Source organism: Cellulomonas cellasea, assembly GCF_006538745.1.
Taxonomy (GTDB): Bacteria; Actinomycetota; Actinomycetes; order Actinomycetales; family Cellulomonadaceae; genus Cellulomonas_A; species Cellulomonas_A cellasea.
On the sequence record NZ_BJLR01000007.1, the window covers coordinates 44635 to 62643 of the forward strand.

The window sequence follows — 18009 nt, forward strand, 5'->3', positions numbered from 1 at the left end:
ATTTTGCAAGCATGAACGCCATGAGCCTCTTCATCACCTGCCCCGTCGAGAGCGTCGACCGCGCGACCGCCTTCTACACAGCCCTCGGCTGGACCCTCAACACCGAGATGTCCGACCACAACGTGTCGTGCTTCGCGATCGCGCCCGAGCAGTACGTCATGCTCGGCAGCCGCGAGATGTACGCCCGCGTCGGCGGCGCCGAGGAGCTGGTCGGCGGCCCCGACACCCCCTCCAAGGTCACGGTCTCGTTCGACCTCGGGAGCCGCGAGGCGGTCGACGACCTCGTCGAGCGCGCCGGGGCCGCCGGCGGGCGGATCGGCGACACCGACGACTACCCCTTCATGTACCAGCGCCAGTTCGACGACCCCGACGGCTACCACTACTCGCCGTTCTGGATGAAGCCGGACACCGATCCGACGGCATGAGCGACCTCGCTGCTGCCCTCGGCGTCGTAGGGGCACGGTGGGCCCTGCTCATCGTGGAGCGGCTGCTCGACGGGCCGCAGCGCTACGGCGACCTGCAGCGCGACCTCGGGGTGCCGACGAACATGCTCGCGACGCGCCTGCGCGAGCTCGAGGCGGCCGGCGTCCTGACCCGGCTCCCCCTCCGGCACAACACCCGCGCCTACGCGCTGACCGAGCGTGGGCTCGCCCTGCGCGAGGCGATCGTCGAGCTCGGGCGGTGGGGCAGGGAGAACGCCTAGGTGTGTCTCCCAGCAGTCGGTGCTGGTTGCGCTGATGCTGGTGCCCAACGCCCGCGCGCGCGGTCCTGATCGTGATGGGCGCCTACGCTGTCGTCCCCTTCGCGTCAGGCGTCGTCTCGCTGCAGCGACGCAACGCCTGACGCTCTCCGTCTCGAAGGTCCCAAGGAGCCGAGGACATGGCTGCGCAGAATTTCGCCGTCACCGAGCACCTGGTGCTGCGCCCGATGGCGAGCGGCGACGCTGCGGCCCTGGCGGCGTACCGCAGCGATCCGATGCAGGCCCGCTACCAGTCGTGGGAGACGCCCTACGCAGTGGACACCGCCCAGGCGCTCACCGCCGAGATGCGCGATGTGCGGTTCGCGCAGCCCGGCTCCTGGCTCCAGGTCGCCATCGAGTCCGCCGGGCGGCTGATCGGCGACGTCGCGGTCCGCGTCGACGGGGACGATCCCCGTCAGGCCGAGGTCGGGTTCACGCTCGCGGCTGACGCGCAGGGCCGCGGGTTCGCCACGGAGGCACTGCGCGCGGTCATCTCGCTGCTCTTCACCGAGCACGGCATGCACCGGGTCACCGCGGTCTGCGACACCCGCAACGACCGCTCCGTGGCACTGCTCGAGCGCGTCGGCATGCGCCGCGAAGCGCATCACCGGAGATCCGCGTGGTGGAAAGGCGAGTGGACTGACGAGTACGTGTACGCCGTCCTCGCCGAGGAGTGGCGGAACGAGGAGCCCGGAGGCCACTAGGCGCGCGCAGCCTGCGGGTGGCGTGGCGAGCGGCGTCCGGCGATCGCGCAGACCTGGGGCGGGTGCGTGCCGGAGCACGACGAGGCCCGGGCGACGGGTCGCCCGGGCCTCGGGGGAACGGCTCGGCGGAGCGGCCGCCCCCGGCCCAGCTCAGGACCAGCGGAAGATCTTCGCGGCGACCGGCACGCCCACGAGCGTCCACGCCGCCATGACCAGCAGCTCGGTCGCGGGGAACGCCTGGCCGTACCAGCCTGCGCCCATCGCCTGCGACGCGGCCCCGACCGGCGTGTACCGGCTGATGGTCTGCACGATCTCCGGCATGAGCGGCAGCGGCATCCAGACACCGGCGAAGAACAGCGACACGAAGTACAGGAGCATCCCGACGCCGTTAGCCGAGGAGGTGTTCGGCGCGCGGGCCGCGATGAGGCACCCGACAGCCATCGTCGACGTCGCGCCGAGCACGAAGCCGAGGACGAGCGCGAGCGGGTCGGCCGGCAGCGAGATGTCGAGGACCACGACGCCCAGCACCACGGCCAGGACCGAGGCGACGACGAGCGTCGCGACGTTGACCAGCACCTGCGCGGCGAGCACGCGCGAGCTCGGCAGCGGCGTCGTGGCGAGCCGGCGCAGCACGCCGTTGCCGCGGTACGTCGCGATCGGGGTCGGGAACGTCGAGAACCCGACGGTCGCGATCGCCAGCGCCAGGACGATCGGGGTGTAGCCCGTGATGGCCGTGATCTGGGAGAGGACCGGGTCCTTCTCGTCGAACGGCTGGTCGGCCCACGGCATGAACAGCCCGAGGACGACGAGCAGGAGTGCGGGGAACGCGAGCCCGAAGAACGCGGCCGACGGCTCCCGGAGGAACAGCAGGGCCTCGGTGCGGGTCACGCGGGCGAGCACACGCCCGCTCGTCGCGGTCGTGGGGCGCGCCGTCGGGACGGGCGCGGGGGTCGGGGTCAGCGGGGCGGCAGTCATGTCAGGCCTCCGTACGGGTCAGCAGGGAACGGGAGCGACGGCCGGTGGCGGCGTCGCGCGGCTTGTCCTGGCCAGTCAGGGTGAGGAAGGCGTCCTCGAGCGTGCCGCGCTCGAGCCGCACGTCGTTCGCGCGCACGCCCGCGGCCGACAGCGCGACCATGACGTCCTGCACGACCTCGGGGCCGCCACGCACCTCGTACGCGAGCCCGTCGTCGGGCCCGTCGAACCCGTGCACGCCCGGGACCCCCGCGAGGACCGCCGCGACGCCCGGCTCGGGCGAGCGGAACCGCAGCACGTGCTCCCCCGCCGACTGCGCCGCGAGCTCCGCGGGGGTGCCCGTCGCGACCACGCGGCCCGCGTCGATGAGGACGATCCGGTCGCACAGCCGCTCGGCCTCCTCCATGAGGTGCGTGACCAGCAGGATCGTCACGCCGCGGTCGCGGACCTTGCGGACCACGTCCCACGTGTCGCGCCGCGCCTGCGGGTCGAGGCCGGTCGTCAGCTCGTCGAGCACCGCGACCTGCGGGTTGCCGACGAGCGCGAGCGCGATCGACAGGCGCTGCTTCTGGCCGCCGGAGAGCGCCCGGAACTGCGCGTCGCGCCGGTCCGCGAGCCCGAGGTCGTCGAGCAGCTCGAGGGGGTCCGCGGGATCCGCGTAGAACGACGCGTACAGCTCCGCGGCCTCGCGGGCGGTGATGCGGGCCGGCAGCTCGCTCTCCTGGAGCTGCATGCCCAGCACCTCACGCAGCGCCGCACGGTCCCTTGCCGGGTCGAGGCCGAGGACGTCGACGTGGCCGGAGTCGCGGTCGCGCAACCCGGCCAGGCACTCGACGGTCGTCGTCTTGCCGGCGCCGTTCGGGCCGAGGATGCCGACGATCTCGCCCCGGTGGACCGTGAGGCTGACGTCCTCGACGGCGAGCGTCGAGCCGTACGACTTGCGCAGGTGCTCGACCTGGATGACGGGTGTGGCGGTCATGTCGTCCCTCCGGGGGTTCGGGTGGTTCACGGGGTGCTGCGGTGCGCGCGGGGCGCGGCACCGGCCGTGCGTGGTGGTGCGGAGGCGTGCGGGCGGTGCGTCGGGGCGTGCTGAGGGTGTGCGGACCCGCGGGTGCGGCGGAGAGCCGTCCCGTGGAGGAGCGGTGAGAGGGGGGCTGCGGACGGGCCGCCGTGACGGCCCGCCCGGGGCGTCAGGTGGTGACGGGGTTGAGCGCCGCCCGGCGCGCGATGCGGTGGAACGCGGCGGCCTGCGCGGCGATGACGAGCGCGCCGAGCAGCACCCGGGCGAGCACGTCGTCGCCGCCGGGGCCGAACCGCTCGATGACCCAGGCCAGGTCGAACGGCCCGGCGTCGCTGGCGAGGAGCGCGGTGACGACGAACAGGGGGCCGATGGTGAGCGGGAGCGCGAGGGTCCCCCACCACCCGCCGGCCCGGTAGTAGACGATGCCGACGAGCAGGCCGGACACCGCGCCGCTGCCGAACATGAGCAGGTAGTCCACGAACAGCCGGCTCAGGTCGACCGCCGTGCCCGACGACGTCGCCGACAGCCCGATGTCCGAGAGCGTGTGGGGCCACCCGGCCCGCTCGAAGACCACGCGCTCGAGCTGGATGAGCAGCGTCAGCACGCCCGCGTAGACGGCGGCGGTGACGCCGGAGGCGACGAGGGCGGCCGTGGCGAACGCCCGGCGGGTCATCCCTGCGGCGACGTGCGTCGGGAGGTAGGTCGTCGCGAGGATGACCGTGAGCGAGAACGGGAACCAGATCCCGCCCTGCCGGGCGAACTGCACGACGCTCGTCGTGATCTCCCCGAACCGGTCGACCAGGAGGATCGCGAGCGTCAGGACGACGACCGCGATGCCCCAGAACCACACCGCGAGGTACAGCAGCATCGTGAGCAGGTGCCGCACGGTGCGCGCCGTCGGGGTCCGGCGGCGGACGGCCGGGCGGGCGAGGGTCGTGGTGCTCATCGCGGGACCTCCGTGACGGTCGGGTCGGAGCCGGCCGCACCGGACCCGGTCAGGGACCCGGAGCGCCCGGCGGGGTCGTCGGACGGCGCGACGCGGAGGCCGGCGGTGCCGCCGGCGTCGCCGGTCGCACCCGCGCGGGCCGTGAGGTGGACGAACAGGTCCTGCACGTCGACGGGCCCGAGCTCGACGCCCAGGTCCCGGGCGCGCGCGTCGTCGTCGGCCGCCGGCGGTCCGAACAGGGTGACCTGCGCGGTCCGGCCGAGCTGCTGGCGACCGACCACGGTGCGTCCCGCGGAGAACCGCTCGACGGCGTCGGAGGGCCCGGTCACGGTGAGCCCGCGCGTGCGCAGCTCGTCGGCGGGCTCGGCCAGCAGCAGCGTGCCGTGGTCGATCACGACGACGTGCTCGAACAGCCGCTCGATCTCCTCGATGAGGTGGCTCGAGAGGACGATCGTGCGGGGGTGCTCGACGTAGTCGGTGAGCAGCGCGTCGTAGAACGCGTACCGCGAGGGCGCGTCCATGCCGAGGTACACCTCGTCGAGCATCGTGAGCTCGGCGCGGGTCGCGAGCCCGACGACCGCCCCGAACGCGGACTTCTTGCCGCGCGAGAGCGTGTTCTGCTTGGCCTTCGGGTCGAGCTCGAACGTGTCGAGCAGCCGCTCGGCGAGCTCGCGGGAGAAGTGCGGGCGCGCCTGCTCGACGTAGTCGAGCGTCGCGCCGAGCTTCTCGTCGGCGAGCACGTCGCCGCTCTCGCGGATCAGGCACGTACCGGCCATGACGCGCTCGTTCTCCCAGGGGTCCTCGCCGTCGACGAGCGCCCGGCCCGACGTCGGGCGCCGGAACGCCGCGAGCGTCGACAGCAGGGTCGTCTTGCCCGAGCCGTTGCGGCCGAGCAGCCCGGTGATCGAGCCCGCCGGGATGTCGAGGGTGAGGCCGTCGACCGCGGTGTCGTCGCCGTAGCGCACGATCAGGTCACGGACCTGGACGCCGAAGCCGCTCATCGGGCACCGCCCTGCGCAGCGCCGCGGGTCTCGGCCTCGGAGCCGATCCGGGTGGCGCGGTCCTCGATGCGCTTGACGACGTCCGCGACCTCGATGCCGAGCACGTGCGCCTGGTCGACGAGCGGGTCGACGACCTCGGCGAAGAACCGCTCGCGCCCGTCGGCCTGGAGCGTGCTGCGCGCGCCCGTCGCGACGAACATCCCGACGCCGCGGCGCTTGTAGAGCACGCCCTCGTCGACGAGCTCGGCGAACGCCTTCGCGGCGGTCGCGGGGTTGATGCGGTACGTCGTCGCGTACTGCGTGGTGGACATGACCTGCTCCTCCTCCTGCAGCGTCCCGTCGAGGATGCTGCTGCGGATCTGATCGGCGATCTGCAGGTAGATGGGGTCCCGGCCATCGAACACGGCGTCCGCCCCCTCGTCTCTGGTCTAGTGGTTCGTTACTGGACTAATGAACCACAGGACCATGGCGGGCACAAGGGGTTCTGCCCCGACGGGCGGTCGCGGACGCACGAAGGCCCGGTCCATACGTGGACCGGGCCTCCGGGAGACGCTGGGGTGCGGGGTCAGACCCCCGTGCGCAGCCCCGCCGCGACGAGCTCCGCGACCTGCACCGCGTTGAGCGCGGCACCCTTGCGGAGGTTGTCGTTCGAGAGGAACAGCGCCAGGCCGCGCCCCTCGGGCACGCCCGGGTCCTGGCGCAGGCGGCCGACGAACGACGGGTCGGCGCCGGCCGCGAGCTGCGGCGTCGGCACGTCCGCGAGCTGCACGCCGGGCGCGTCCGCGAGCAGCTCACGCGCGCGCTCGGGCGAGAGCGGACGGGCGAACTCGGCGTTGACCGACAGCGAGTGACCCGTGAACACCGGGACGCGCACGCACGTGCCCGAGACGAGCAGCTCGGGCAGGCCGAGGATCTTGCGGGACTCGTTGCGGAGCTTCTGCTCCTCGTCGGTCTCGTGGGAGCCGTCGTCGACCAGGTTGCCCGCGAGCGGGATCACGTTGAACGCGATCGGCGCGACGTACTTCTGCGGGTCCGGGAACGTCACCGCGCGGCCGTCGTGCACGAGGGCCACCGTGTCCTGGTCCTGCACCGCGCGCACCTGCGAGTCGAGCTCCTCGGCGCCCGCGAGCCCGCTGCCCGAGACGGCCTGGTACGTCGAGACCACGAGCCGCTGCAGCCCCGCCTCGTCGTGCAGCACGCGCAGCACCGGCATCGCGGCCATCGTCGTGCAGTTGGGGTTCGCGATGATGCCCTTGCGCGCGTCGCGGATCGCGTCCGGGTTGACCTCGGAGACGACGAGCGGCACGTCGGGGTCCATGCGCCAGGCCGACGAGTTGTCGATGACCGTGACGCCCGCGGCGGCGAACCGCGGCGCCTGCGCCTTGGACGTCGCGCCGCCGGCCGAGAACAGCGCGATGTCGAGCCCCGTGGGGTCGGCCGTCGCGGCGTCCTCGACGACGACGTCGGTGCCCTTCCACGGCAGCGTCGTGCCCGCCGAGCGCGCGGAGGCGAAGAAGCGGATCTCGGCGACCGGGAAGTCGCGCTCCTCGAGCAGGCGGCGCATGACCGCCCCGACCTGCCCGGTCGCGCCGACGACGCCGACGCGGAGGCCGTGTCCCTGGGTCTCGCTCATGGTCAACGCCCCGTCCCGCCGTAGACCACGGCCTCGTCCTCGGTGGAGTCCAGCTCGAACGCGGTGTGGACGGCGCGCACCGCGTCGTCCAGGCTCTCCGCGCGCGTGACGACGGAGATGCGGATCTCCGAGGTTGAGATCATCTCGATGTTGATGCCGGCGTCCGACAGCGCCTCGAACAGCTTCGCGGAGACGCCCGGGTGCGACTTCATGCCCGCCCCGATGAGCGAGAGCTTGCCGATCGCGTCGTCGTACTGCAGCGACGCGAAGCCGATCTCGCCCTGCTGCTCCGTGAGCGCCGTGATCGCCGCAGCTCCGTCGGACTGCGGCAGCGTGAACGAGATGTCCGTGCGACCCGTCGCGGCGGCCGAGACGTTCTGCACGATCATGTCGATGTTCGCGCCCGAGGCCGCGACGACGTGGAAGATGCGCGCGGCCTTGCCCGGCACGTCGGGGACGCCGACGACCGTGACCTTGGCCTCGCTGCGGTCGTGCGCGACGCCCGCGATGATCGGCTGCTCCATCTGGCCTTCTCCTTCGGGTCCCTCGGCGGGACTGTTCGTCACCAGTGTTCCGGTGTGGCCCGAGAACGACGAGCGCACGTGCACGGGGACGCCGTAGCGGCGCGCGTACTCGACGCAGCGCAGCACGAGCACCTTGGCGCCGCTCGCCGCCATCTCGAGCATCTCGTCGTAGCTGATCCGGTCGAGCTTGCGGGCGGTCGGCACGATGCGCGGGTCCGCGCTGAACACGCCGTCGACGTCCGTGTAGATCTCGCAGACGTCCGCGTCGAGCGCCGCCGCGAGCGCGACCGCGGTCGTGTCCGAGCCGCCGCGGCCCAGCGTCGTCACGTCGTTGGTGTGCTGCGTGACGCCCTGGAACCCGGCGACGATCGCGACCGACCCGTCGTCGAGGGTCGCGCGGATGCGGCTCGGCGTGACGTCGATGATCCGCGCCTTGCCGTGCGCGGTGTCGGTGATGACCCCGGCCTGCTGCCCGGTGAACGACTGCGCCTCGACGCCCAGGTTGGCGATGGCCATCGCGAGCAGCGACATCGAGATGCGCTCGCCCGCGGTCAGCAGGATGTCCATCTCGCGCGACGGCGGCAGCGGCGTGATCTGGTTCGCGAGGTCGATGAGCTCGTCGGTCGTGTCCCCCATGGCCGAGACCACCACGACGACGTCGTTGCCGGCGCGCTTGGCCTCCGCGATCCGCTTCGCCACGCGCTTGATGCTGGTCGCGTCGGCGACGGACGAGCCGCCGTACTTCTGCACGATGAGGGCCACGGGGTGTGCTCCGGGGGAGTCGACGAGCGGTCGGCAGCGGGGCCGGGACCGCGGTGGGGGCAGCGGGGCGGACAGGGCGGTGCGGGCGGCGGGCCGGGGGTGGTACAGGACGGGTGCGAGTGTAGATCGGTCCGCACGGCGGACCCGCGAGGTTTCGCATGGCGGGACCGGGACCGCAGCGGCGTCGTGACCGGCGCGGCGGTCGTGATGGTCGCGGTGGCCGCGGTGGCCGCCCGCCCCGTCGACGGCGCGCGAGCAGGAGCCGGTGCTCGCCGGCCGCGGCTGACGGGCACCACCCGCACGACCCACGGGCGCAGGGGCGCGGGGGCGCGGGGGCGCGGGGGCGCGACTATCGTCACGGACGGCGCCGGTCGGCCGGTGCCCGCGCGACGGCACGGCGAGGCGCCGCACGACGGCGGCCGCCGTCGGGTGCCGTCCCGGACGGCGGGCCGAGCGACCCAGGGGGTGCACACCATGAGCAGCACGCGTTCGACGACGGGGACGGCGCGTTCCCACCTGACCGTGGACCACGAGCCGGCCGCGAGCGGCGCACGGGTCCCGGCGCTCCTGCCGTGACCCTCACGCGTGGCGTCGTCGGACTGTGGTCGACGCGACCGTCGGAGCGGGCCGCCGTCGTGCTCACGGCGACCGAGTCCGCGCGCCGCGCGCGCTACCGTCAGCCGGCGGACCGGGACCGTTCCGGGGCCGGTGCGGCACTCGTGCGGCTCGCGGTGCGGGAGGCCACGGGTGACGCCGCCGCTGACGTCGCGCGGCGCTGCCCCGGCTGCGACGCGACCGACCACGGCCCCACGTCGGTCGTGGGCGGGGGCGAGCGCGGGTCGTGGTCGGTGTCGCTGTCGCACAGCGGGGATCTCGTCACGGTCGCGGTCGCCCGGGGTGTCGGCGCGGTCGGCGTCGACGTCGAGGAGTCGTGCGCGGACGTCCCGGCCGTCGCGTCGGTGCTGTGCCGCGACGACGAGCGCGGGGACGACCTCGCCGCGCCGGACCCGCGCGCCGCGCTGCTGGCCCGGTGGGTGCGCAAGGAGGCCGTGCTCAAGGCCGCGCGGGTCGGGCTCACCGTGCCGATGCGCCACCTCGCGGTCTCGGCGGCCCACGAGCCCGCGCGGCTGCGGCACTGGGAGCCGCGCACGCGCCCCGCGGGCCTCGACGTCGGGCTCGTCGCGTGCGCGGACCTGCCCGGGGACGTGCTCGCGCAGGCCGGCGGGGACCACCGGGGGGCCGTGGCGGCGCTCGCCACCGGACCGGGCCCCCTCCGCCTCGCCCACCGGTGGGTCGACGCGCGCGAGCTCGAGCAGGTCCGCCCGTCGGCCACCCCCGCAGGTACGTGAGCACCGCGGCGACCCGGCGCGGGGACGTCGTCGACGGCGGCAGGTCCAGCGTCGCGAGGATGCTGGTGATCCGCCCGGCAACGGGGGTCTACGGCTGGAGCGCGTCGTACTCCGCCTCGGCGGCCACGTCGTCCTCGACGTCGAGGCGCAGGTGACCGAGCACGACCTGGAGCACGCGCAGCACGCTCGACGCGCGCTCGCCCCAGCTCGACAGGTAGGAGAACTGCCACCACCACAGCGCCTCGAGCTCCTGGCCCTGCTCGTGGTGGCGCAGGCCCTGGACGAGCGCCCCGGCGATCGCGACGAGCTCGCCCGAGAGCGTCGAGCCCGTGACCTCCGCGCCCAGCACCGGGTCGACGACCTCCGCGTACTCGTCGATGCCCTCGAGCACGTTCGCGAGCGCGACGCGCAGCGGGTCGACGTCCGGGTCGGGGCCGATGTCCGGCTCGTAGCGGTCCGGCGGTACGACGTCGACGATCGCGCCGAGCCGGGCCCCGACCGCGAGGACGTCGGACACGGCGAGCAGCAGCAGCGGGATCGCGGCCTCGGGGTTCGTGCCCGCGCCGACCTCGGTGATCGTCGTCAGGAAGCTCCGGGACTCCTCGGCGACCGACTGCGCGACACCCAGCAGGTCCGCGAGGTCCTCCTCGACCGCGGGCGGGGTCACCGCGGCACGACCGGGCTCGCCGCTCAGGTCCACGCCCGGCAGGTCCGCCCCGGCGACCGTTCCGCCGTCGGCCGTGCCCTGCGTCGTCTCGTCCGCCATCGTCGCCACTCCCCTACGCGCTGATCCGTCGTCGGCCCTCGAACGCCCGGCCGAGGGTCACCTCGTCGGCGTACTCGAGGTCCCCGCCCACCGGGAGGCCCGACGCGAGCCGGCTCACCGTGAGGCCCATCGGCACGAGCATCCGTGCGAGGTACGTGGCGGTCGCCTCGCCCTCGACGTTCGGGTCCATCGCGAGGATGACCTCGGTGACCGTGCCGTCCTGCAGGCGCGTGAGCAGGTCCTTGATCCGCAGGTCGTCCGGCCCGATGCCCGCGATCGGGTTGATGGCGCCGCCGAGCACGTGGTACTTCCCGCGGAACTCGCGCGTGCGCTCGATCGCGACGACGTCCTTGGGCTCCTCGACGACGCAGATCGTGGTCGGCGAGCGGCGGGGGTCGCGGCACACGCGGCACTGCGGCTCCTGCGACACGTTCCCGCAGACCTCGCAGAACCGGACTCGCGCCTTGACCTCGGTCAGCGCGTCGACGAGCCGACGCACGTCCGCGGGGTCCGCGGCGAGCACGTGGAACGCGATCCGCTGCGCGCTCTTGGGACCGACGCCGGGCAGCCGCCCGAGCTCGTCGATCAGGTCCTGGACCGCACCCTCGTACACACACCCACCCTACGTGCCCCGCGACCCCGCGGACCGGGAGCGCGCCGACCGCCGTCGGCCGCGGTCGGCCGTGACCGGCACCGACCGACACCGACCGGCACCGATCGGCGCTGAAGCCCGCCGGACGTCGATGAGTTCGAGCGCCCGCTGCGGTCTACCGCGTCGTCCCTGCTCCCCGAGACCTGCGAGGCACCGTGAAGCTGCTGCTGACGTCGGGCGGGGTCACGAACCCGACCATCCACGCCGCGCTCGTCGACCTGCTCGGCAAGCCGGTCGAGGAGTGCCACGCGCTGTGCGTGCCGACGGCGCAGTGGGGCCACCCGCTGTGCGGGCCCGGCTCCGTCCGCGGGTTAATCGCCGCCGAGCGCGACTTCCGGCACCTGTCCGGGCTCGGGTGGGCGTCGCTCGGGGTCCTCGAGCTCACGGCGCTGCCGACGATCGGTGCCGAGCGGTGGGTGCCGTGGGTCCGTGCGGCCGACGTGCTCCTCGTCGACGGCGGCGACGCGACGTACCTGTGCCACTGGGTGCGGGAGTCGGGCCTGGCCGAGCTGCTCCCGTCGCTGCAGGACACGGTCTGGGTCGGCGTGAGCGCCGGAAGCATGGTGCTGACGCCGCGGATCGGGGACTACTTCGTCGAGTGGGCCTCCGCACCGGACGACCGCACCCTCGGCGTCGTGGACTTCTCGATCTTCCCGCACCTCGACGCGTTCCCGGGGAACACCCTGGCTCACGCCGAGCGGTGGGCCGCCGACGTCGGGGTCCCGTCCTACGCGATCGACGAGCAGACGGCCATCCAGGTGGTCGACGGCTCGGTCGAGGTGATCTCGGAGGGCCGGTGGACGACGTTCGGGGTGTGACCGCGGCGCTGCCGGTTCGCGCGGTGACCTGTTGCCGGGCAGCGTCCCGACGCCGGGCCCACCGTCTGCGCCCGCGTCAGCCCATCGGGTCGTCGGTCTGCTCGTCGATGATCGTGCCGCCGAGAAGCTGCGCGACGAGCGGCGCGCCCGTGAGCCCCGACGTCGCGAGGTCGGGGTCGTCGGGCGACGGGAAGTCCTCGACGGGGGCGTTGCGCGTCGCGCCGCGGCTCGCGGCGTAGGCGCGCTCGGCGGCGACGCGGGCCGTGACGGGGGGCTCCGCGGGCCCGCCGGGGGCCGCACCGCCGGGGCCGCGGGCACCTGCGCCGGGGCGCGCGCTCGGGGTCGAGCCGCTCGGGCGTGCCGGGGGCGCGTCGTCGTACGGGTCGTCCGCCGGCGGGATCGGGATGCCCGCGTAGGGGTCGCCGTCGGCGAGGTCGTGCGGCGGCTCGGGAACCCCCGGGTCGTCGTCGTACGGCGCGGGTCCACCGACTGCGGGGCGCCGGCCGGCCGGCGACGCCGGCGGGGCGGCCGGTACCGGGGCCGGGGTTGCCGGGCGCGCGGGGGTGTCCCACGACGCGGCGGCCTCCGCTGCGGACATCGTCGGACCCCGGCCGGGTCCGCCCGCACCCGCCGAGGCCGTCGCGCCACCGGGCCCGGAGCCGCCCGGAGCACCGGCGGCCCCCGCGCCCGCGCCGCCGGCCGCGCCGGGCTCGTGCAGCACGGGTTCGACCCGCACGTCGAAGCCGAGGGTCTCGCGCACGGCGCGCTGCACCATCTCGGCGTGCTGGCCGCCGCGGAACGCGGTCGCGATGCCCGGGGCGGTGAACGCGAGGCGCAGCATCGACGCGTCGAGGTCGGCGACCTGCGCGTTCTGGCTCACGAGCACCCAGGTGGCCTTCTTGAGGCGGTTGAGGGTGTCGAGCACCTCGGGCCACCGGCGGCGCAGCATCTCGGTGTCCTGCCCGGCACCGGCCGCGGCGGGCGGCGGGGCGGCGACTGCCGGGCCCTCGACGGCTGCGCCGGCACCCCGGTCGAGGGTCGGCGCCGCAGGGGCGGGGGTCGGGCGGTCCGCAGCCGGACGCTCCGGAGCCGCGGTGGTCGCCCGCTCCGGCGCGGCGGCGGTCGGACGCTCCGGCGCGGCGGACGGTGTCGGGGCGGGTCGGGCGTCGGGGACCTCGCGGGAGGTCGACTGCTCGGGCTCGACGGCGTCGTCGGGCTCCGGGGCCGGCGGCGCGGCCGGCTCGGGCTGACGCGCCGACCGCTGCGGGTCGGCCGTGGTCGGGGGCACCGGCGCGGGCGGAACGGCGGGCACCGCGTCCGCCGGGGCGGCAGGAGCCGGGGAGGCGACGACAGCGGGGGCGAGCGGCGGCGGGGTGAGCGACGGCGGGGAGAGCGTCGGGGCGACGGGAGCCGAGGTGCTCGCACCGGCGAGGGCCGGCACCGCGGGAGCGGCGGCCGCGGACCCCGCGCCCCCGGCCGGCAGCCCCCGCTCGAGGCGGTCGAGCCGCGCGCCGAGGCCGGACAGCGAGTCGTCGACGGCCGGGAGCAGCAGGCGCGCCATGAGCAGCTCGAGGTGCAGGCGGGGCGACGTCGCCCCCGTCATCTCGCTGAGCGCCGCGTTCGCGAGGTCCGCGGAGCGGGAGAGCTCCGCGGCGCCGAGGTGCGCCGCCTGGGCGCGCATGCGGGCGAGCTGGTCGGACGGGAGGTCACGCAGCGCGGCACCGGCGGCCTCGCCCGACGCCGCGATGACGATGAGGTCGCGCAGGCGCTCGAGCAGGTCCTCGACGAAGCGGCGCGGCTCGTGGCCGGTCGAGATGACGCGCTCGACGACCCGGAACGCGCTCGCGCCGTCGCGTGCGGCGACGGCGTCGACGAGGTCGTCGAGCAGCGACGCGTGCGTGTACCCGAGGAGCGCGACGGCGCCCTCGTAGTCGATCCCGCCGGGCCCGGACCCGGCGACGAGCTGGTCGAGCACCGAGAGCGTGTCGCGCGCCGACCCCGCACCCGCGCGCACGACGAGCGGGAGCACGCCCGCGCCGACCGTGACGCCCTCGGTCGCGCACAGCTGCTCGAGGTACGTCACGAGCACGTCCGGCGGGATGAGCCGGAACGGGTAGTGGTGGGTGCGCGAGCGGATCGTGCCGATGACCTTGTCCGGCTCGGTCGTCGCGAAGATGAACTTGATGTGCGGCGGGGGCTCCTCGACGATCTTGAGCAGCGCGTTGAAGCCCTGCGGGGAGACCATGTGGGCCTCGTCGAGGATGAAGATCTTGTAGCGGTCGCGCGCGGGGGCGAACGTCGCCCGCTCGCGGAGGTCGCGCGCGTCGTCGACGCCGCCGTGGCTCGCCGCGTCGATCTCGACGACGTCGAGGCTCCCCGGGCCGCCGCGGGCCAGCTCGACGCACGACTCGCACACGCCGCACGGGGTGTCGGTCGGGCCCTCGGCGCAGTTCAGGCAGCGCGCGAGGATGCGCGCGGACGTCGTCTTGCCGCACCCGCGCGGCCCCGAGAACAGGTACGCGTGGTTGACCTGGCCGGTGCGCAGCGCCTGCCGGAGCGGCGCCGTGACGTGGTCCTGCCCGACGACCTCCGCGAACGTCTCGGGCCGGTAGCGGCGGTACAGCGCAGTCGTCACAGACGAACCTTAGACGCCGACGCCGACACCCGGGAGCCGCCTCCGGGCTCCCCGACCCGCCCGGCGGCGGCGGCCGGGTGACGGCCCTGGTCGGGGGCCGACGACGGCGCCGCCGGCTCAGGGCGCGGGGACGGCGAAGGTCCCGGGGGGCGTCGCGGTCGCCGGGGCGGTCGTCGCCTCGGCCGCCGGCGCAGTCGTCGCACCGGTCGGCTCGGCCGACACCGCGGTGCCCGTCGCGCCGGTCGCGTCGGCCGGCGGTGCGGTCGTCGTCGCACCCGTCGCCTCGGCCGGCGCCGGAGACACCGTCCCGTTCGTCGCCGCGGGCGCAACGGTCGTCGCCGCGGCCGACCCGGTCGCCTCGCCCTCCCCTGTCGCCTCGCCCGCCCCCGCCGAGGCCGTCGTCGTCGTCGCACCGCCGGCCGCCGGCACGCAGCGCGTGCACCCGTCGACGGCACCGCCCGACGGCAGCACGCCCACGAGGTGCCGGCGCGCCCGGACGTACTCGCACGCTCCGGGGTAGTCGGAGTGCCCGTGCACCGGCGGGTAGGCGGCGCGCTCCTCGTCGAGCAGGTAGTCGAGCGGGTCGCGGCACTCGATGTCGTGACCGCGCAGCGCGGAGGCGAGGCTCGACCCGATGGGGTCGGTGTCGCGCCACAGGTTGAGCCAGCGCCCGCCGAGCGCGGCGTCGAGCACGCGGAGCTGCTCGGGGCCGCCGACCCTGTGCCGCGCGGCCCGCGCCCCGGTGCCGTCGTCGTCCGGCGCGGCGACAGGCACGAGCTCCGCGCCGCTGAAGTACTGCGGGAAGAGCGGCTGGTAGAGGCGTCCGAGCGGGCTGCCGTGCGTGAGCAGCGCGACGCGGGCGAGCGTGCCCTGCCCCGCGGGGAAGCCCTCCGCGGCGTCGAGCGTCCGCAGCTGCGCGACGACGGCCGCCGCGAGCACCGAGCCCTGCGAGTGCCCCGAGAGCAGGACGCGCGGGCGGGTGGCCGGCTCGCGTGCGAGGAACCGGGTGCGCGCGACGATCTGCGGGACGGCGCGCTCGGTGTAGCTCGGCGGCGCGAACGGGTGCCCGCCGCGCGGCCAGAACGAGAGGACGTCCCACGCGACGCCCACGCGCCGGCGCACCACGGGCGAGCGCCAGCCCGCGACGACGAGCCCGATCACGCCCACGGCCAGCGCGGTGAGCGCCCACGAGCCGGCCGCGCTCAGCCCGCTGCCGACGGCGACGGGCCACGTGACGTCCGTCGTCGCGGCGTCGGACGCGACCTCGGGGCCGGGGGCGGGGCGTCCGCGCATGAGGCTCGCGAGCGGCTCGATGCTCGACGTGAGCGCGGCGACGGCGATGAGGACGCCGAGGATGCTCGCGCAGCCGAGACCGTCGAGGATCCACCGGGCCTGCACGAGCCGCTGGAGCCGCCGGGCGCGCACGATGCGCCGGATCCGGAAGTCGTCGCGCCACGTCCGGTAGGCGGCCGGGCGGTCCGCGGGCGGGAGCGCGTGGTGGTGCACGAACGTCTCGACCACGCCGACGACGTCCCGCGCCGGGACCCGGGAAACCAGCACGAACGCGACCACGCCCGTGAGGACCGCGAGCACGACGACGACCGCGAACCCGCCCGACGCCCACGTGAGGAGCGCCGGGACGGCGAGCGCGCCCTCGTCCGGGTCCGTCGGGGTCAGCAGCGCGCGGATCCGCAGCGTGAGCCCGGCCGCGTAGACGTACGCGAGCAGGACGCCGCTCGCCGCGACGACCCACGGCGCGAGCCCGAGGAAGGCCGGGAGCTGGGACTCGGGGCGGGAGGTCAGCGGCGCGGCGCGGCGCTCGGCACGGCGCTGCGCCCGGGACCTGCGCCCCACGACGCCGTCGCGCAGCCGTGCGGCGAGCGTGCGCCGCGGACGGCCGGGCTGCGGCTCGGCGTCGTCAGCGGAGCGGGTGCCGGTGCGGGCGCGGTCGCGGCTCAGCGCCCGCAGCGCACGCGCGGTCCGGACCGGGTGCCGCACGGTCGACCGGGCGGTCAGGAGCCGCCGGACCCGGCGCGGCACGAGCCGGCCCAGCACCCACCCCACCGCCCGGTCGACGGCGTGGTCGATCCGCGACCAGCTCACCTGCACGCCGCCGAGCACGAGCAGCCCCGCGACCTGGACCCACACGACGACCGCGAGCACACCGCCGAGCCCGGGGATCGGCCCTGTCACGTCCTCCGCGAGCCCGTCGACGGTCCGCGCGAACGACGCCGCCGCGAGCCCGACGCCCGCGAGCGCGAGCAGCTGCAGCACGGTCGCGACCGCCCCCTGGCGCCGGAGCGGGCGCTCGGTCCACGCGACCCACCGCGTCGGGAGCGCGACGAGCAGACCGCCTGCGACGATCACGAGCGCGAGGCACACCGTCGCGGCCCACCACAGGGCGGAGTCCGCGCCGCCGCGCAGCACCGCGGCGCCGACCTGCTCGCGCACGGCCCACACGAGCAGCACCCCGACCGACGCCCACCCGACGCTCAGGTGCACGCACCGCAGGCGCTGCACCATCGGCTCGGCGTGCCACATGAGCGGCGAGAACAGGCTCGGCTGCTGCTCGGCGAGGGGCTGCGTCGGCTCGGGCGGCGCGCCCGTGCCGGTGCGGGGGACCGCGCCCGCGCCTGTCGTCGCCCCCGTACCGGACGCCGCGCCGGGAGTCGCACGCGTGCCCGACGCCGCGCCCGTGCGGGACGCCGCGCCCACACCCGCACCCGCAGTCCCGGTGGCGGACGCCGCCCCCGCCGTCGCACCCGTGTCCGACGCCGCGACCGGCGCCGTCAGGTCGGACGGCGAGGCCGCCTCGTAGCGCAGGCTCACGCGGTGCGAGAGCCACGCGATCGCTGCGAGGACGACGACGGGCACGGCCGACGCGGCGGCGACCCGCGCGCCGCGCGACCACCCCTCGGCGAACGCGAGACGGTCGCTGACGACGGCGCACGCGACCCGCCCGCACTGCCAGCCCACGAGGTCCATCGCGAGGAGCGCGGCCGCGAGCGTCACGACGACGGTCACGGTGAGACCGAGCAGCCGCACGCACCCGCGCGACGCGGCGGCCCTGATCCGGGCGGCCCGCGGCCGCGAGCTGGTCTCCGTGAACGACCGGCTCGTCCACATCGCGAGGTTGACCAGCGCGAACGGCAGCATGACGACCCAGGCGGCCTGCGCGGCCAGCCCGGACGTGAGCCGCCCCCAGCTCACCGCCTCCAGCACCCCGTCCCCGGGCAGCTCGCGGGCGGCCGGCTCGGCGGCGCGCACGAAGCGCACGAGCTCGTCACCCGCGACGTCCTCGACCTGCGTGGTCCCGAGCATGTCCTCGGGTGTCGTCCCGGACACCCCGTGGATGCGGAGCTCGACGTAGGACGGGCGAACCGGCATGTCCTCAACCCCTCGGTCGAGCGGCCGGTCCCGCCACGGCGCCTCGTTGCGCACGCGCGGCCGGTCGCGCACAGAGGCAGAGCCGCTTGCGGGCCGCCTG

At 75.4% G+C, this 18009-nt stretch carries 16 protein-coding genes; 5 read left to right on the forward strand and 11 right to left on the reverse strand.

The genetic code is table 11. From position 1 onward, the window contains the following. Nucleotides 1–20: 20 nt before the first annotated feature. The 3 genes from CCE01nite_RS02800 (at nt 21) to CCE01nite_RS02810 (ending at nt 1443) form a co-directional block, all read left to right on the forward strand. Nucleotides 21–425, forward strand: coding sequence for a VOC family protein (locus CCE01nite_RS02800; protein ID WP_034635311.1), 405 nt, complete (start codon nt 21–23; stop codon nt 423–425). Further along, nucleotides 422–703 carry a winged helix-turn-helix transcriptional regulator gene (locus CCE01nite_RS02805; protein ID WP_034635299.1) on the forward strand — a complete coding sequence of 94 codons (282 nt, stop codon included), beginning with the start codon at nt 422–424 and terminating at the stop codon, nt 701–703. The genes CCE01nite_RS02800 and CCE01nite_RS02805 overlap by 4 nt, the downstream gene beginning before the upstream one ends. 176 nt (nt 704–879) lie before the next feature. Then, nucleotides 880–1443 carry a GNAT family N-acetyltransferase gene (locus tag CCE01nite_RS02810; protein WP_141371948.1) on the forward strand — a complete coding sequence of 188 codons (564 nt, stop codon included), beginning with the start codon at nt 880–882 and terminating at the stop codon, nt 1441–1443. A gap of 150 nt (nt 1444–1593) precedes the next feature. On the opposite strand, the gene CCE01nite_RS02815 is transcribed toward CCE01nite_RS02810, so the two are convergent. The 7 genes from CCE01nite_RS02815 to CCE01nite_RS02845 all read right to left on the reverse strand — a co-directional run bounded on the left by CCE01nite_RS02815 (nt 1594) and on the right by CCE01nite_RS02845 (nt 8302). Continuing rightward, nucleotides 1594–2418, reverse strand: coding sequence for an ABC transporter permease (locus CCE01nite_RS02815; RefSeq protein WP_034634696.1), 825 nt, complete (start codon nt 2416–2418; stop codon nt 1594–1596). 1 nt (nt 2419) lies between these two features. Further along, nucleotides 2420–3394 carry an ABC transporter ATP-binding protein gene (locus CCE01nite_RS02820; protein WP_034634698.1) on the reverse strand — a complete coding sequence of 325 codons (975 nt, stop codon included), beginning with the start codon at nt 3392–3394 and terminating at the stop codon, nt 2420–2422. 211 nt (nt 3395–3605) lie between these two features. After that, on the reverse strand, nt 3606–4382 hold the full coding sequence (locus tag CCE01nite_RS21150; protein WP_034634700.1) for a hypothetical protein: 777 nt from the start codon (nt 4380–4382) through the stop codon (nt 3606–3608). Beyond that, a complete protein-coding gene (locus tag CCE01nite_RS02830; protein WP_141371949.1) occupies nt 4379–5383 on the reverse strand; it encodes an ABC transporter ATP-binding protein in 1005 nt (334 codons plus the stop codon). The genes CCE01nite_RS21150 and CCE01nite_RS02830 overlap by 4 nt, the downstream gene beginning before the upstream one ends. Then, on the reverse strand, nt 5380–5787 hold the full coding sequence (locus tag CCE01nite_RS02835) for a GntR family transcriptional regulator (RefSeq protein WP_034634702.1): 408 nt from the start codon (nt 5785–5787) through the stop codon (nt 5380–5382). Before CCE01nite_RS02835 ends, CCE01nite_RS02830 begins: the two co-directional genes overlap by 4 nt. A gap of 161 nt (nt 5788–5948) precedes the next feature. Beyond that, nucleotides 5949–7016: an aspartate-semialdehyde dehydrogenase gene (locus tag CCE01nite_RS02840; RefSeq protein WP_034634705.1), complete on the reverse strand. Its 1068-nt coding sequence runs from the start codon at nt 7014–7016 to the stop codon at nt 5949–5951. A gap of 2 nt (nt 7017–7018) precedes the next feature. Further along, the gene (locus CCE01nite_RS02845) at nt 7019–8302 is read right to left on the reverse strand and encodes an aspartate kinase (protein WP_034634706.1); all 1284 of its coding nucleotides are present in this window, start codon (nt 8300–8302) and stop codon (nt 7019–7021) included. A 572-nt stretch (nt 8303–8874) separates the two neighbouring features. On the opposite strand from CCE01nite_RS02845, the gene CCE01nite_RS02850 reads away from it, so the two are divergent. Next, the gene (locus CCE01nite_RS02850; RefSeq protein WP_052104468.1) at nt 8875–9651 is read left to right on the forward strand and encodes a 4'-phosphopantetheinyl transferase family protein; all 777 of its coding nucleotides are present in this window, start codon (nt 8875–8877) and stop codon (nt 9649–9651) included. Between the two features lie 88 nt (nt 9652–9739). On the opposite strand, the gene CCE01nite_RS02860 is transcribed toward CCE01nite_RS02850, so the two are convergent. Both CCE01nite_RS02860 and recR read right to left on the reverse strand, forming a co-directional pair. Further along, on the reverse strand, nt 9740–10417 hold the full coding sequence (locus CCE01nite_RS02860; RefSeq protein ID WP_084142959.1) for a DUF5063 domain-containing protein: 678 nt from the start codon (nt 10415–10417) through the stop codon (nt 9740–9742). Between the two features lie 13 nt (nt 10418–10430). Beyond that, nucleotides 10431–11030 (reverse strand): recombination mediator RecR, encoded by a 600-nt coding sequence (recR, locus tag CCE01nite_RS02865; protein ID WP_034634711.1) that lies wholly within the window; start codon nt 11028–11030, stop codon nt 10431–10433. A 194-nt stretch (nt 11031–11224) separates the two neighbouring features. On the opposite strand from recR, the gene CCE01nite_RS02870 reads away from it, so the two are divergent. Beyond that, complete coding sequence (locus tag CCE01nite_RS02870) at nt 11225–11887, forward strand: Type 1 glutamine amidotransferase-like domain-containing protein (RefSeq protein WP_034634713.1); 663 nt, start codon at nt 11225–11227, stop codon at nt 11885–11887. Nucleotides 11888–11963: 76 nt separating this feature from the next. Here CCE01nite_RS02870 and CCE01nite_RS02875 read toward each other — a convergent pair whose 3' ends face one another. Beyond that, a complete protein-coding gene (locus CCE01nite_RS02875; protein ID WP_141371951.1) occupies nt 11964–14522 on the reverse strand; it encodes a DNA polymerase III subunit gamma and tau in 2559 nt (852 codons plus the stop codon). A 117-nt stretch (nt 14523–14639) separates the two neighbouring features. Continuing rightward, entirely contained in the window at nt 14640–17909 is a 3270-nt protein-coding gene (locus tag CCE01nite_RS02880) for a hypothetical protein (RefSeq protein WP_141371952.1), read from the reverse strand. Nucleotides 17910–18009 lie beyond the last annotated feature (100 nt).

Excerpts from the sequence above, each read along its gene's own strand:
- CCE01nite_RS02800 (WP_034635311.1), top strand. The coding sequence starts at position 21 with ATGAGCCTCTTCATCACCTGCCCCGTCGAGAGCGTCGACCGCGCGACC.
- CCE01nite_RS02805 (WP_034635299.1), top strand. The coding sequence starts at position 422 with ATGAGCGACCTCGCTGCTGCCCTCGGCGTCGTAGGGGCACGGTGGGCC.
- CCE01nite_RS02810 (WP_141371948.1), top strand. The coding sequence starts at position 880 with ATGGCTGCGCAGAATTTCGCCGTCACCGAGCACCTGGTGCTGCGCCCG.
- CCE01nite_RS02815 (WP_034634696.1), bottom strand. The coding sequence starts at position 2,418 with ATGACTGCCGCCCCGCTGACCCCGACCCCCGCGCCCGTCCCGACGGCG.
- CCE01nite_RS02820 (WP_034634698.1), bottom strand. The coding sequence starts at position 3,394 with ATGACCGCCACACCCGTCATCCAGGTCGAGCACCTGCGCAAGTCGTAC.
- CCE01nite_RS21150 (WP_034634700.1), bottom strand. The coding sequence starts at position 4,382 with ATGAGCACCACGACCCTCGCCCGCCCGGCCGTCCGCCGCCGGACCCCG.
- CCE01nite_RS02830 (WP_141371949.1), bottom strand. The coding sequence starts at position 5,383 with ATGAGCGGCTTCGGCGTCCAGGTCCGTGACCTGATCGTGCGCTACGGC.
- CCE01nite_RS02840 (WP_034634705.1), bottom strand. The coding sequence starts at position 7,016 with ATGAGCGAGACCCAGGGACACGGCCTCCGCGTCGGCGTCGTCGGCGCG.
- CCE01nite_RS02860 (WP_084142959.1), bottom strand. The coding sequence starts at position 10,417 with ATGGCGGACGAGACGACGCAGGGCACGGCCGACGGCGGAACGGTCGCC.
- CCE01nite_RS02880 (WP_141371952.1), bottom strand. The coding sequence starts at position 17,909 with ATGCCGGTTCGCCCGTCCTACGTCGAGCTCCGCATCCACGGGGTGTCC.